Raw genomic sequence first — 14,246 nt, forward strand, 5'->3', positions numbered from 1 at the left:
AATAGGCTAAATCCACTTAGAAAATTAATTTTTTAATGTGATCAAAAGAGTCGATGGCATGCTGTATGAAGGGGTGGGCTTTTAATACGCTATATCAGCACCATTAATAAAGCATACTGCTCTATAAAGGGCATTGAAACAACGCCGATATTAACGGCTAAGAGAGAGTGTATATGTTTATTGCGATGAATCGTTTCAAAGTCAAGTTAGGGTGTGAGCATGAATTTCTTGATATTTGGCGCAACCGCGACTCTTATCTAGAAGGTGTGCCTGGCTTCAAATCGTTTAATTTACTGCAGGGGCCGACGACGGAAGAGTACACATTGTTTTCCTCCCATGCTACGTGGGAATCACGTGAGGCTTTTGAAGCGTGGACAAAGTCTGATGCTTTTCGCAAAGCCCATGCGAATGCTGGTAGCCGACGTGAGATCTATTTGGGGCATCCTCAGTTAGAGTGTTTTGAAGCTGTCATCTAAATTGCCTATCGTAGAAAGCATTTTATCAACAACAATAAAGTAGGTTTCACAATGAAAGTTGCAATATTTTGTGGTGCCAGCAGTGGCAATGATCCGCGCTATGTCGAAACAACTAAGGCGTTAGGGAAATATTTTGCAGAGCAGGGAGTGGACGTTGTCTATGGTGGTGGCGATGTCGGTCTAATGGGCACTATTGCTGATGCCGTGCTGGCTCATGGTGGCAAAGTATACGGTGTTATCCCTGAGTACTTGAAAAGCAGAGAAATCGCACATGAACATCTAACAGAGTTACATGTGGTCGCCGATATGCATGAGCGTAAGGCGAAAATGGCCGATCTTGCAGATGCTTTTGTTGCGCTACCAGGGGGTGCTGGCACATTAGAAGAAATTTTTGAAGTATGGACATGGGCACAATTAGGCCATCATGCTAAACCGTGTGCTTTTTACAATGTCATGGGTTTTTATGACCCACTTTTGGCAATGGTGCAACAGATGAGTGATGCAGGTTTCATTCGTCCTCAATACATTGATATGTTGATTAAAACCGATCAAGGTGATGAACTGCTGGCGGCATTGAAAGCTTACCAGCCACCTCAAAAAAAGTGGGATTAAACGATTTTTCTCCATAAGCCATTTTTTCAAAGTGAAAAACGCCTATTTACCATTTTAAATAGGCGTATGTTGTTCATAAACACTTTAAATTCAGTCTTAAAGCTATTTAGAGTTGCGTATATTTTCATCTTTACAGTAAGCTGGTTAGTATATCTCGACAGTAAATGGTAATGAGTGTTAGTGAATACAAGGACGTTATTATTAGATACTTGTAAGTTGTTATATCGATTACTGTCGTTTAAATTACGTCACAGCGTGCGTGCATTTATTAGGGACATGCGTATGCAAAACCTTACCTAACTAGGTGATCAATGGGTTTGCTAAATCGATACTATGCGGTAATTGATACATTACCTGACCACATGTTCCTATTTTCAGAAACAGGCTGCTACCTTGATGTGTACGGTGGCGATGATAACAAGACAGGTTTTGACTGTAAGCCATTCATAGGCAAGTACCTTCATGACGTCATGCCTCGCCATCTGGCAGATGACTTTCTATCCCATATTAAAAATGCCATAAATCTGCGGGAAACTCAGTCCGTCAAATATAAGTTTGATGAAGATGAGATGATTGAATTACCCAATCATGTGGTGGTGCCAAAGGAAATTTGGTTTGAAGGGATCATTAAGCATTTACCTATCGTTGAGAATGGTGAGCGCGTTGCACTGTGGATTGCAAAAAACATCACGCAGCAACATTACTTAGAATTAGAGCTAAAGACTTTATCTGAAATTGATGAATTGACAGGGATTCTAAATCGTCGCGCCTTCTCAAATACTTTAAAAACATACGTACAAGCTTATCCTTACAGTGGCGAGCCATTTTCATTGATTATGTACGATATTGATTTATTCAAGCGGGTAAACGATACCTTAGGCCATACCGTTGGCGATGAAGTGATTCAACATGTTGTTAAAGTGTTTCGCTCTGAGCTTGACGGGCAAGTATCATTTGGCCGAATAGGGGGAGAAGAGTTTGCGATATTGCTTCCTCATAAAAACATACAGGGAGCTTATGAGCTTGCTGAAAGGTTGAGGCAAAGGCTTGAAAAATCACCATGTGAAACAGAGCTATACGAAATTGATGTGACGGTGAGTATGGGCGTGACGCAGGTAAATAAGGATGATCAAGATACCCTCGCTTTAATCTCACGTGCAGACAAAGCTATGTATCAAGCGAAAAAGGAAGGACGCAATAGAACCTGTAAATACTCAAATTCAAGCGAGCGTGAATACACACAGTTTAATCAATGCAATTGGTTTAAAAAAAAGTAACCGTCAGCAGGCAAAATACTGAAGATCAACCAATGTCTGCATTGCTGCAAGATAACGGTCGAACATCATCATAGCAAAGTCCGCTAAAGTTTCATGAAACAAGCCTACCCCAGCGATAAGTGCAGTCAACATTATTGTCATTCGTATCTTCTGCGGAAATTTTGCATATCGAATATTAAAAACTTTGTTAGTACTTATAGAGTTTTTCAAAGAGTTGCCGCTGGCCATAATTTCAGTAAAAAGTAGTCTAATTATACAGCAGCTCATTGCAGTTAGAAGTGAAATTGAAAGTTTAGTATTAAATAATATAAAAGAAATGGTACGCGATGTGAAAACACCCTCAAATTAGAAATGAACAGTAAAAAGCGTTGGTTAAGGTTGTAACAGGTTTTTGATCAGGGCAATTCTTCTTGTATTTCAATGCAAAAGCAGCGCTCAGAAAGCGCTGTTGGATCGTTTTATAGTGTAAGGCTTTAAAGCCTATGTTGTGATCTTAAAAAGCGCCTCTTATAGGCGCTTTTTTATGCGATGATGACAGAGAGATAGTAGCCTTTCAAAGTAAGGAATCTAAGATGATAAGAGCCATGACCGAAGCAGATTTTAAAGCGTTTTGGCCGACGTTTTCTGCCGTTATCAAAGCACAAGAAACCTACGCTTATCGTGCTGATATGACTCAAGAGCAAGCGTATGAAATATGGTGTACGTTACCCGCAAAAACGTATGTATTTGAAGAAGAGGGTGAGGTATTAGCGACGTATTATTTAAAAGCGAATGCCATGGGCCCAGGAGATCATGTGTGTAATTGCGGTTATATGGTCAGTGAAAAAGCTCGAGGAAAAGGTCTTGCACGTAAGTTGTGCGAGCATTCCCAGCAAGTTGCTCGAAATTTGGGTTTTACTGGGATGCAGTTTAATGCGGTTGTTTCTACTAATCGCGTGGCAGTGCAGCTTTGGCAAAAACTTGGGTACGACATCATCGGTACTGTACCTAATGCGTATCGTCACGGCCGTTTAGGTAAAGTAGACTGCCTGATCATGTACAAAGATATTGCTTAAGATTATAGATGATTGACAGTCTAATTAATTAACGTTACTTGATTATTCAAACAACGCTTTTGAAGAAATAAGCAGGCTGGTACCGATTGATGCTTTTGCGAACTTTTAATTAAAAGTGAATTTTTATACATATTTAGCATTAATTAGGCACTTTTTTTTGTGTTTTTTATTTCACAGTTTTATGTGTCCTTTTAGGAATCATAGCTTTGGGCATAATCTAAATAGGATTAGGCAGGCGCTTCCAGTGCTACTTTATTACCATGTCAGTACTAAATTGATAGCGAACTTGAGAATAACTGGGAGTAAAGTGTTATGAAAACTGTAGGTTACGCCGCACATAATTCTGATGCACATATGGTGCCGTATCATTTTGAACGCAGAGATTTGCGTGCCAATGACGTGGCGATTGAGATTTTATACTCAGGTGTCTGTCACTCAGATTTGCATACGGTAAACGGTGACTGGGGCCCACAATCCTATCCTTTAGTACCTGGCCATGAAATCGTAGGTGTGGTGCAGTCCATCGGTACTGATGTAACCAAATACAAGATTGGCGATAAAGTAGCCGTAGGATGCATGGTCGATAGCTGCCAAGCCTGTGATCAATGTGATAAGGGCGAAGAGCAATACTGTCGCAACGGATTAACCATGACCTATGGCTCACCAGACCGTATTTCGGGGGACATCACACAGGGCGGCTATTCAAAGCATATCGTTGTGCGTGAAGAGTTCGTTCTGAGCTTGCCTGAAAATATGGATCTTTCTAAATCTGCGCCAATCTTATGTGCGGGTATCACTACCTATTCACCGCTGCGTACATGGGGCGTGAAAGCAGGCTCTCGTGTTGGCGTGATTGGCCTTGGTGGTCTTGGGCACATGGCGGTTAAATTAGCGGTTGCCATGGGTGCTGAAGTAACGGTATTGAGTCGCTCTAAGAAAAAAGAGCAAGATGCAAAAGCGATGGGCGCACTTGGTATCTTGGCATCGTCTGATGAGGAAGCCATGCAAGCGGCGGCAAACTCTTTTGATCTGATTATTGATACAGTGCCTGCTAAGCATGATGTCACACCTTACACACAACTGCTGGACATTGATGGCACCTTGGTCATTGTCGGTCAGGTAGGGCCATTAGAAGAACCGATGACAATACCTTTGATCACTGGTCGACGCCGTATCGCAGGCTCTTTAATTGGCGGTATTGAAGAAACTCAAGAAGTGCTTGAGTTCTGTGCCAAACATAATGTTTATCCTGAATGTGAAATGATTAACGTAGATCAAATTAATGATGCTTTCGAGCGTATGGCGAAAGGGGATATGGCGCACCGTATCGTCATCGACATGGCTTCTCTAGCGGCAGAGTAATCGTCAGTTAAGCGAATGCGTAGAGCAGTGGTGATCGCCGCTGCTCTTTTCTATTGTTAAGGTGAGGTGTGCAGTGGCTCCACAAACGTTTACGCAAATGCCATCAAACAGTGAGTTGTCTGTAGAGCTCAGTCGAACGTTGAAGAAGATGGCGTCATTGTTAACAACGTTGACGCCTTATGATGGGTACTTTCCATTATTAGAAAACCAAGTACACGTTGCTCGGTCCGCAACACTTTCAAGTCAACAGCATTGCCTGTTGGCCCTTCCAAGTATTTGTATTGTACCGCAAGGCGCAAAACATGTGTCGGTGATGCAAGCCGGTGTGGAATATACTGAAGATGCTAGCACTATGGTGGTCTATGCCGCAGAAGTGCCGTTAGATTATAAAATCATGCAGGCAAGTCCGGAAGAACCGTATTTTTGTTTGATGTTGCCGCTTAATAAAGACCGATTAATTGAACTGATTCCTCGAGTGTTTCCTAATGGTGTGCCAAAAACTGACAAAGCCAGTTCTGTGTACGTCAAAGGCAATGATCAACGAGTAATGAAAGCCTGCGTGCGTTTACTTGAGCTGATTGTCGAACAGGAATACGTAGATTTGTTGGTGCCGCTGGCCATTGATGAAATTCTGATTAGACTGCTAAAAAGTTCAGTCGGACCTGCTATCGCTCAGCTTGGGGTGATGGATTCCCATGCCCAGAAGGTGTCAAAGGCGATTACTTGGCTCAAAGATCACTATGCTCAGCCAATTAAAATGGAGCAGTTGGCTACGCTAAGCGGTATGAGCGTGTCGTCCTTCCATACGCACTTTAAATCGATTACCTCGATGAGTCCTTTGCAGTATCAAAAAACGGTTAGATTGCAGCACGCTCGTCATTTGATCCGCTCACAAAGTATGGATGTAAGTCGCGCCGCATTTGAGGTGGGTTATATCAGTTCTTCACAGTTTAGTCGTGAATACTCCCGAGCGTTTGGTGTATCCCCAAGTCGTGATGTGCAGCCGTTTTAACGTATGATCACTCAGTTAGTCTTCACCTTCTTTCATGTTTTTCAAGCGCTTACTCAAAGCTGGTTGAGAGATACCTAACATACGTGCAGCCAGTGATTGATTATGATTGGATCGGTTCATCGCTTCTTCTACTAACAATTTGCTTAGTTGCGTCAATGTCGGCAGCGGTTGGTCTTCTGGGAAGCGCACAGATCGCTCAAATACATCCTTTGAGTGGTTTCCAAGCAATCGTTCAAAGACACTAATATTCAATGTCTCTTGTTCACTTTGGCTCACTGCATCAAAGACTAAGGCGCGCAACTCACGTACGTTGCCAGGAAAGGAGTAGCCTTGTAAATGCAGTGCCAATGCATTGGGAATGTTTAAATAAGGTTTTTGCAGTTCATGACAAGCTTGGCGCATAAAATGATCGATCAATAAGGGGAGATCGTTTAAACGCTCGCGCAGTGCTCGGACGCTGACCATATGAGTACGCAGGCGATAGTATAAGTCTTTACGAAAGGTGCCCTTTTGCTGTTGCTCAGCTAAGTTTTGATGCGTTGCAACGATGACTCTTGCTTGGATGCGCTTTGGGCGATCACTGCCGATAGGGTAGTATTCTCCCTCTTGCAGCAGACGCAACAATTTCACTTGAGACGTTGAGCTCAGATCACCGATTTCATCCAAGAATAAAGTGCCCCCTGCCGCGCTTTCAACTAAGCCTGGGCGGACTTTGTCAGCGCCTGTGAATGCACCACGTGCATGCCCAAAGAGCGTGTCTGAGAAAATATTATCATCAAGACCAGCCACGTTGACTGTAACTAAGGGACCTTTTCGGCCACTCAGCTCATGAATTGCACCTGCGATTAACTCTTTACCGACCCCGCTTTCCCCGGTAATCAGTACTGGTTGGCCGCTAGGGGCGATGGACTCTAAATAACGAAACATCGATATCATATTTGGATCAGCGGTAATAAAACCAGCGAAATGATCGGCATTATTCAGTTCACTTGATAAAAGCTGAGCTCGCAGTGCTTGGTTTTCTAAGCTCAGTTCTTGGGTGTGAATGGCGCGCTTGATAGATTCAAGGATCTGCTCTTGATCAGCAGTTTTAACGATATAGTCAAAAGCGCCTTGTTTGACACAATCGACAGCAGCATCGACTTGATTTAAACCACTAAAAATAATGACGCTGACATCTGGGTATTCTTCCGTTAGCCATTTTAATAATTCTTGTCCAGAGATGACGGGCATGGTCAGATCTAAAAGCACTAAACCGATCGTTTGCTCGGACATCAAGCTTTGTACTTGCTGAGGCTCAGAACACGTTAGGATGTTATTTATCCCATAGCGCTCTAATGTCAGTGACATGCTGCGCAGGAATGAAGGTTCGTCGTCCACTAACAGGATTTTAAATTGTGGGTAGGCCAGCTGATTCAAAGGTTAGTCCTCTTAAGTGAAACATTAAGTTGCAACAGGGAAGCTTGCCACGGCAACAGTGCCTTCGCCAAAAGTCGATGAAAAAGACAATCGGCCTTTGTGTGCTTTTACAATTCCTGCAGACACAGATAGTCCAAGTCCTGTTCCTCCATGGTCGCGTTTCGTGGTGTAGAATGGCTCAGTTAAGCGCGCTAGCTCGTCTTGTTTTATTCCGCATCCCTCATCTTCGACAATAACATGTACCTCTTGTAGGTCGGTACTAAGGTTGGTGGAAATCGTTAACCTAGCGCTCGAACAGTCAATGGCATCACATGCGTTTAAAACAAGGTTAATAATGACTTGCTCTATTCGTTGAGGGTTACCCATTATGCGCGGTTGGCGTTGATCTAGACGTACATTAAAATGATCTGTAGCACTGCGAATGGATTTGTCGACCAAGCGAATACTAGTTTCTACGACCTGATTTAAATCTATTTCTTGGGATAAAGCGTCGGGTTGTTCCCGAGCGAAGTCTTTTAAATCATTGACGATATTACGGATACGATCTGTACTGTGTTGCATCTCATCGAGTAAATAGGGAATCTCTTCTTTCAGACGATGGTAAGGTAGCCCACCAAGCATGATGCCTTGATTTTCCTGATCGATCTCATCCAAATAAGGAAGTGCATCTTCCCATGCGCCGCGAAGAATAGGCAGGTTCAGCATCAGTAAACCTGTTGGGTTGTTGATCTCATGTGCTACCCCCGATACCAGTACGCCAAGTGAAGTCATTTTATCGGCTTGAATAAGTTGCTCCTGTTGTGCTTTGATTTGCAGGGAGCGGCGTTCAACTTCTTTGCGCAGCATGCGGTTCCAGATCATGATGCCACCCAAGATTAACAACAATGCCAAGATCGTATAAAACGCATATTGGCCGAGCTTTTTCCATGGCACTTTGGACTGTTCTAGAGTGCCAAACCATTTATCATAAATGGCTTGCTGTCGTCCCGTGTTTTTTAAAATGGCCAAGCCTTCACTAAACAATGCGATCAAGTCTTCATGGGCAGGTAGAGCTCCGTAGCTTAAGCGTTGTCCGGCCACAGGTCGGGCGATTGGTTCTAAATTGCTGAGCCCCATTTCTTTGCTAAGGTATAAACTTGGGGAGTTAGCTGTTAACGCAAAGTCGTGTTTTCCAGAAGCTAATAAACGCAAGGCTGCAGAGTGGGTGGCAACCGGAATAATGATGGCATTTGGAACATTACGCTCTAGGTATTCATGCATGATGCTGGCATTTTGAACAATCACTTCGTAACCAGCAGCCTCTTTGATGTCGTTGACGTGAGGCCCATCTTTACGGGCAAATAAGGACTGGTTGACGATCGAGTGGGGTGAAGAAAAGATAATGGTTTGCGCGCGTTCGTCGGAATATGCAATGTTTTGTAGAGCATCAAAGGTGCCATCCAATAGCCCAGCGTAAGCACTTTGCCAGTCGGTCATGGTTAGCTCGATTTCAAAGCCCATTACTTCAGCGATGGCGTAACTCAATTCAACGGTATAACCCGTAGGGATGCCGTCTTCATTGACAAACTCGTAAGGTGGGTAATTATAGTCTGCCGCAATGTGCACGACCCGTTTTTGCACGTCAAGCGCGGGCCTTTGTCGTGTTTCTGCCATAGTCAGTGGCGTAAAGATAAGGGCAATAAGAAGCCAAACAAGCGTGCGCATCATGTAATCAAACGGCCTACAAATATAAGTAAGGTAGCGAATCTTAACGACTCTGTTAAGGAATGAGAAGGCGTATAAAGCAGTTGGATTTTTTCCTTATAACAAAAGTTATAAGTATAAAAAAGGTTATACGTTGGCCTCAAGGCACCGCATTACATGTGGCAGAGTATCAGATTCAGAGATTTGACTTGGTTGAACTATAACCTTAGTTATACAGTTTAGGGATTATGAAAAGCCTATTTTTTATTGTTTTAATTAATTAAATCAATGCTTTATGTTTTTTTTTTGGTTTTTGGCACTTTCTTTGCGATAGAGATACTCGTTTTGACAAATAAATAACAAAATAATGACACAACGAGGAATTTTCAATGAAGAAGGTAATGCTTAAAACGGTTTTAGCTACTGCGTTTGCTGCTGCAACAACAGTATCTGTTGCAGATACTCAATTTGTATCAATCGGTACGGGTGGCGTGACAGGGGTTTACTATCCAGCGGGCGGCTCGATTTGCCGTATGATCAACAAAGATCGTAAAGAGCACGGCATTCGTTGTTCTGTTGAGTCAACAGGTGGCTCTGGTTACAACGTCAACAGCATTCGTGCTGGTGAGCTAGAGTTTGGTGTTGCTCAATCTGATGTGCAAGCTGCAGCGATTGCAGGTAAAGGCCAATTTGAAGGCAACCCTTTTCCAGAGTTACGTTCAGTATTCTCTCTTCATCCAGAACCGATTCATTTAATGGCTCGTGCGGATTCGGGCATTCAGTCTTTTGATGACCTTGAAGGTAAGCGCGTTAACATTGGTAACCCTGGTTCAGGCAACCGTTCAATGATGGAGTTGTTGATGTCCGAAAAAGGTTGGACGACCGATAACTTTGCGTTTGCAGCAGAGCTGAAATCATCTGAAATGTCTCAAGCCCTGTGTGACGACAAGTTTGATGTCACCATCTTCGTTGCAGGTCTACCAAACGGTTCCGCTCAAGAAGCAACAACAACTTGTGACGTGCGCATGATTCCTCTAACGGATGAGGCGTCGATAAGCATTCAGCAAAAACACGGTGAGTTCTCACAGGCTATCATTCCAGGTGGCATGTACAACGGTAATCCAAATGATGTGGCTACCTTCGGACCGAAAGCGACCATCGTGACGTCTGCAAATGTATCGGATAAAGTTGTATATCAAATGACTAAAGCCGTATTTGAAAACTTTGAGGCATTCAAGCGTCTTCATCCAGCATTTGCACCTCTGCAACCTGTGGAAATGGTGCACACTTCCTTGGTAGCACCTCTGCATCCTGGCGCAGAGAAATACTACCGTGAACAAGGCCTTTTGAAATAAGGCACAACACTTCTGTTGCATTGTTCGCCAAAGCGTCAGCCTTGCTGGCGCTTTTTTCTTCCCAATGTTCGAACTTAGGAATTTTCTATGTCGACACAATCATCCAGTGGTGTAGATGCCAACAAACTAGATGAAATGGTAGCCGAAGCTGATACGGGCAAGCGCTCACCGACCGGTCGTTTTGCGTTGGGCTTGTTGTTCCTCGTACCGTTGTGCTGGTCTTTGTTTCAATTATGGATTGGCTCGCCTTTACCGTCTCAATTTGGTGTTGGTTTTATTAATGACACTCAGTCACGCGCGCTGCACTTAGCGTTTGCCTTGAGTTTAGCCTTTATGGCATTTCCGGCTTTTAGCCGTAGTCCTACAAAGCATATCCCCATTATCGATTATGCATTGGCGCTCATTGCAGCCTTTTGTGCATCGTATTTGTTTTTGTTTAACGATGAGCTGGCCATGCGACCAGGCCTGCCTACCACTACGGATCTAGTGGTTGCTGGTATGGGCTTACTGTTGACGTTGGAGGCCGCGCGTCGTTCTCTTGGACCACCCCTGATGATAGTGGCCATTGTTTTTTTGGCTTATGTGTTTTTTGGTGATGCGTCCTGGTTACCAGAAATTTTAAGGTGGAAAGGTGCCTCATTTGAAAAAGCCATGACGCATATGTGGCTGACGACAGAAGGCGTATTTGGTATTGCTTTAGGCGTTTCTTCGGGTTTTGTATTCTTATTCGTTTTATTCGGCGCTTTGCTGAACCAAGCTGGCGCGGGCAACTACTTTATTCAAGTGGCGTTTGCCTTATTAGGGCATATGCGTGGTGGTCCGGCCAAAGCGGCGGTCTTGTCGTCGGCAATGACAGGATTGATTTCAGGTTCCTCGATTGCCAATGTGGTGACCACGGGTACTTTTACCATTCCGTTGATGAAGAAAGTAGGCTTTAGTCCAGAAAAGGCGGGTGCTGTTGAGGTGTCGTCTTCGGTAAACGGCGTCATCATGCCGCCAGTGATGGGCGCTGTAGCGTTCTTAATGGTGGAATACGTGGGCATTTCGTACATTGAAGTGGTCAAGCATGCATTTCTACCGGCCACTATTTCTTACATTGCGTTACTGTATATCGTCCATCTTGAGGCGTTAAAAGCTGATATGCGCGGTTTACCACGCGTAACGCCAGCTCGCCCATGGAAAATTGCCGTTCTGCGCTCCGGCATTATTATATCGAGCATGATGATTCTGGCTGGCGCGTTGTACTACTTAGTGTTGGCGATCAAGTTTGTTTTGGGAGATTGGTCCAATATCGGCTTACTGTTGCTTGTAGTCGTCGGCTATTTAGGGTTGCTCTTTGTTTCGTCTAAAAATAAAGATCTAGACATGGGGGATGCCAATGGCGAAATCGTTAAGTTGCCCGTGTTTGCAGACATTTATCGTACCGGCTTGTACTACTTAGTGCCATTGGTTGTACTGGTGTGGTTCTTGATGGTCGAGCGAAAGTCACCTGGTCTATCCGCCTTTTGGGCCAGTATTTTGATGGCATTTATTTTGTTAACCCAAAAGCCACTGAAAGCTTGGTTCCGGCAGCAGCAGGGTATTGGTCAGCAGTTTAAACAAGGTGCTTGGGATCTGATTGAAGGGTTGAACACAGGTGCGCGAAATATGATCGGCATCGGTGTAGCGACGGCAACGGCAGGCATTATTGTTGGCACGGTCACCTTAACCGGTGTGGGTCAGGTGATGGCCGAATTTGTTGAACTGCTGTCCGGTGGCGTGCTTATTATTATGCTCTTGATGGTGGCGTTGATATCGTTGATTTTGGGCATGGGTTTGCCTACCACAGCCAACTACATTGTGGTGTCGTCGCTGATGGCGAGCGTTGTAGTGGAGTTAGGCGCGCAATCGGGTCTTATTGTGCCGATGATTGCCATCCATATGTTCGTGTTTTATTTCGGTATTATGGCTGATGTGACGCCACCGGTGGGCTTAGCATCGTTTGCGGCAGCCGCGGTTTCAGGCGGGGATCCAATTAAAACGGGCTTTACTGCGTTCTTTTACTCGATGCGTACGGCATTGTTACCCTTCCTTTTTATCTTCAATACGGACTTATTGTTGATTGACGTGACGTGGTATCAAGGGGTGATTGTCTTTATTGTTGCGCTGTCGGCTATGTTGATCTTCGCGGCAGCGACGCAGGGTTACTTCTTTGTTCGAAGTAAGCGTTGGGAAAGCGCGGTGTTGCTCTTAGTCGCTTTTACATTGTTCCGTCCGGGGTTTTGGCTGGACCAAGTGATCGCGCCGTATGAGCATTACCAAGGTTCTGAGTTGATTCAATACATTGATGAGCACCCTACGCTAGAGAGTGTGCGGTTATCGGTAGAAGGTGAAAACTTAGACGGTCGTTGGATTGAAAAAACCGTCGATTTACCGTTGACAAAAATAGGCTCAGCAAGTGAACGTTTGTTTGATGGCGCAGGTCTTGAAGTGCGTAATGACGAGGGGCATGTGCTGATTGACAACCTTGTGTGGGGCGGGGTGGCAGAGCAAATGAAGCTGGATTTTGAATGGGAAATTTCGGGCTTTGATGTGGCCAATGATCGCCCTGCAAAAGAATGGTTTTTTATCCCAGCATTTCTGCTAGTGCTTTGGATTATTCGACGTCAGAAAAAGCGTTTAGTGAAATAATATCAGGCACTAGGTATTGTTTTGAATTGGCCGGAGCTATGCTTCGGCTTTTTTTATGCTTTCAGAAATCTAATATGTCTCTATTATGAGGCAATAGGCTCCCTAATAGGTCGTGAAATTTGAATGAACTATGTTCTTTTGATACTGGATCAGATTTTTTGTTTCGGTCATGGTAGCGTTGTCTCTAACTTATATTGCTTATGGTTAGCTTAGCCCCAATGACTTTGATTATTTTAACTGCTTTTACTGCACTGATTTGTTTTGTGACTTTATTACCTATATGTCGAATCTCCCATTGGACTGTTCGTAGTTGTGATTTTCCTCGATTACAGTTTGCGGTCTTAGCGGCTGTGCTATTAATCACTCAATTCATAATGCTACCTTGGGAAGGGTTTTTTTCTTGGCTTCTAATTGTTTTAACAGCAGGCTGTCTAGCGATCCAACTTTGGTGGGTTTTGCCATATACGGCGTTATTTCCAAAAGAAGTGAAAACTGCTCATGAGGTTTCATCGGAACGGTTGATTACACTGCTAACCGCTAATGTACTAACACCGAATCGTGAGGCTCATAAACTGGTCGAGTTGGTGCATTTACATAAGCCGGATGTGCTGGTCACATTGGAATCCGACCAATGGTGGGAAGATCAGCTAAGCGACATCGAATCAAGTCTACCGTATACCGTAAAGTGTCCGCTTGATAACCTGTATGGCATGCATGTCTACTCTCGTTTTCCTTTGGGTGATACTACATTGAGTTTCTTGGTTGAAGACGATGTACCTTCGGTACATACAACGATGACCATGGATGATGGCAGTATCATTCGAGTGCATTTTCTTCATCCTGCTCCACCAAGCCCAACAGAAAATGAAGAGTCTGGTGAGCGTGATGCTGAAATTTCTATTGTTGCACGCAGTGTCGCGGACTGCGATATGCCAGTGATTGTGACGGGTGACTTAAACGATGTCGCATGGTCCAGAACAACGCGATTATTTCGCAAAGTGAGTGGTTTGCTAGATCCAAGGGTTGGGCGCGGGATTTATTGTACTTTTCACGCCGATTATCCATTTTTACGTTGGCCGTTAGATCACGTGTTTCACAGTAAGCATTTCACCTTGAGTCATATCGAACGTATGCCTTCGATTGGTTCAGATCATTTTCCTTTGTTAACGTGCTTGGCGTTAACCCCCAGTGCAGGTGTTGATCAAGAGGCCGTGGCTGGAGATCATGAAGATGAGCAGTTAGCGAAAGACATCGCAAAGGATGAAAATGTTAGCAAGAGCGATGTGCCCGAGCCAGGTAAAAGCGTTTAAAGGATGACTAAGGAA

At 44.1% G+C, this 14,246-nt stretch carries 12 protein-coding genes; 9 read left to right on the plus strand and 3 right to left on the minus strand.

Annotated elements, in window-relative coordinates; translation table 11 throughout:
• The first annotated feature begins 173 nt into the window (after positions 1-173).
• From AYW75_RS08975 to AYW75_RS08985, 3 genes are all read left to right on the plus strand, one after another.
• Positions 174-476, plus strand: coding sequence for an antibiotic biosynthesis monooxygenase family protein (locus tag AYW75_RS08975; protein ID WP_067098454.1), 303 nt, complete (start codon positions 174-176; stop codon positions 474-476).
• A gap of 51 nt (positions 477-527) precedes the next feature.
• Positions 528-1,088, plus strand: a complete 561-nt coding sequence (locus AYW75_RS08980; RefSeq protein ID WP_067098455.1) for an LOG family protein — start codon at positions 528-530, stop codon at positions 1,086-1,088.
• Between the two features lie 398 nt (positions 1,089-1,486).
• Complete coding sequence (locus tag AYW75_RS08985; protein ID WP_197478924.1) at positions 1,487-2,365, plus strand: GGDEF domain-containing protein; 879 nt, start codon at positions 1,487-1,489, stop codon at positions 2,363-2,365.
• Positions 2,366-2,368: 3 nt separating this feature from the next.
• Here the strand turns inward: AYW75_RS08985 and AYW75_RS18790 are convergent, their stop codons facing one another.
• Complete coding sequence (locus tag AYW75_RS18790) at positions 2,369-2,506, minus strand: hypothetical protein (protein ID WP_156490832.1); 138 nt, start codon at positions 2,504-2,506, stop codon at positions 2,369-2,371.
• A gap of 431 nt (positions 2,507-2,937) precedes the next feature.
• Between AYW75_RS18790 and AYW75_RS08990 the strand changes: the two genes are divergently transcribed.
• The 3 genes from AYW75_RS08990 to AYW75_RS09000 all read left to right on the plus strand — a co-directional run bounded on the left by AYW75_RS08990 (position 2,938) and on the right by AYW75_RS09000 (position 5,794).
• Positions 2,938-3,420, plus strand: coding sequence for a GNAT family N-acetyltransferase (locus AYW75_RS08990; RefSeq protein WP_067098464.1), 483 nt, complete (start codon positions 2,938-2,940; stop codon positions 3,418-3,420).
• 312 nt (positions 3,421-3,732) lie between these two features.
• Entirely contained in the window at positions 3,733-4,782 is a 1,050-nt protein-coding gene (locus tag AYW75_RS08995) for an NAD(P)-dependent alcohol dehydrogenase (RefSeq protein WP_067098467.1), read from the plus strand.
• Positions 4,783-4,855: 73 nt separating this feature from the next.
• A complete protein-coding gene (locus tag AYW75_RS09000) occupies positions 4,856-5,794 on the plus strand; it encodes an AraC family transcriptional regulator (RefSeq protein ID WP_082856457.1) in 939 nt (312 codons plus the stop codon).
• A gap of 15 nt (positions 5,795-5,809) precedes the next feature.
• Here AYW75_RS09000 and AYW75_RS09005 read toward each other — a convergent pair whose 3' ends face one another.
• Both AYW75_RS09005 and AYW75_RS09010 read right to left on the minus strand, forming a co-directional pair.
• Positions 5,810-7,213 (minus strand): sigma-54-dependent transcriptional regulator, encoded by a 1,404-nt coding sequence (locus AYW75_RS09005; RefSeq protein WP_067098470.1) that lies wholly within the window; start codon positions 7,211-7,213, stop codon positions 5,810-5,812.
• A 24-nt stretch (positions 7,214-7,237) separates the two neighbouring features.
• Complete coding sequence (locus tag AYW75_RS09010; protein ID WP_231886175.1) at positions 7,238-8,920, minus strand: transporter substrate-binding domain-containing protein; 1,683 nt, start codon at positions 8,918-8,920, stop codon at positions 7,238-7,240.
• 365 nt (positions 8,921-9,285) lie between these two features.
• Here AYW75_RS09010 and AYW75_RS09015 point away from each other — a divergent pair, with 365 nt between their 5' ends.
• The 3 genes from AYW75_RS09015 to AYW75_RS09025 all read left to right on the plus strand — a co-directional run bounded on the left by AYW75_RS09015 (position 9,286) and on the right by AYW75_RS09025 (position 14,231).
• Entirely contained in the window at positions 9,286-10,251 is a 966-nt protein-coding gene (locus AYW75_RS09015) for a TAXI family TRAP transporter solute-binding subunit (protein WP_067098473.1), read from the plus strand.
• 87 nt (positions 10,252-10,338) lie between these two features.
• Complete coding sequence (locus AYW75_RS09020; protein WP_067098475.1) at positions 10,339-12,921, plus strand: TRAP transporter permease; 2,583 nt, start codon at positions 10,339-10,341, stop codon at positions 12,919-12,921.
• 218 nt (positions 12,922-13,139) lie between these two features.
• A complete protein-coding gene (locus AYW75_RS09025; protein WP_067098880.1) occupies positions 13,140-14,231 on the plus strand; it encodes an endonuclease/exonuclease/phosphatase family protein in 1,092 nt (363 codons plus the stop codon).
• The last annotated feature ends 15 nt before the right edge of the window (positions 14,232-14,246 follow it).

Origin of the sequence: Marinomonas atlantica, assembly GCF_001639725.1 — a bacterium.
Lineage (GTDB): Bacteria > Pseudomonadota > Gammaproteobacteria > Pseudomonadales > Marinomonadaceae > Marinomonas > Marinomonas atlantica.

Coding starts and splice junctions, on each gene's coding strand:
- AYW75_RS08975 (WP_067098454.1), top strand. CDS start 174: ATGTTTATTGCGATGAATCGTTTCAAAGTCAAGTTAGGGTGTGAGCAT.
- AYW75_RS08980 (WP_067098455.1), top strand. CDS start 528: ATGAAAGTTGCAATATTTTGTGGTGCCAGCAGTGGCAATGATCCGCGC.
- AYW75_RS18790 (WP_156490832.1), bottom strand. CDS start 2,506: ATGACAATAATGTTGACTGCACTTATCGCTGGGGTAGGCTTGTTTCAT.
- AYW75_RS08990 (WP_067098464.1), top strand. CDS start 2,938: ATGATAAGAGCCATGACCGAAGCAGATTTTAAAGCGTTTTGGCCGACG.
- AYW75_RS08995 (WP_067098467.1), top strand. CDS start 3,733: ATGAAAACTGTAGGTTACGCCGCACATAATTCTGATGCACATATGGTG.
- AYW75_RS09010 (WP_231886175.1), bottom strand. CDS start 8,920: ATGATGCGCACGCTTGTTTGGCTTCTTATTGCCCTTATCTTTACGCCA.
- AYW75_RS09015 (WP_067098473.1), top strand. CDS start 9,286: ATGAAGAAGGTAATGCTTAAAACGGTTTTAGCTACTGCGTTTGCTGCT.
- AYW75_RS09020 (WP_067098475.1), top strand. CDS start 10,339: ATGTCGACACAATCATCCAGTGGTGTAGATGCCAACAAACTAGATGAA.
- AYW75_RS09025 (WP_067098880.1), top strand. CDS start 13,140: ATGACTTTGATTATTTTAACTGCTTTTACTGCACTGATTTGTTTTGTG.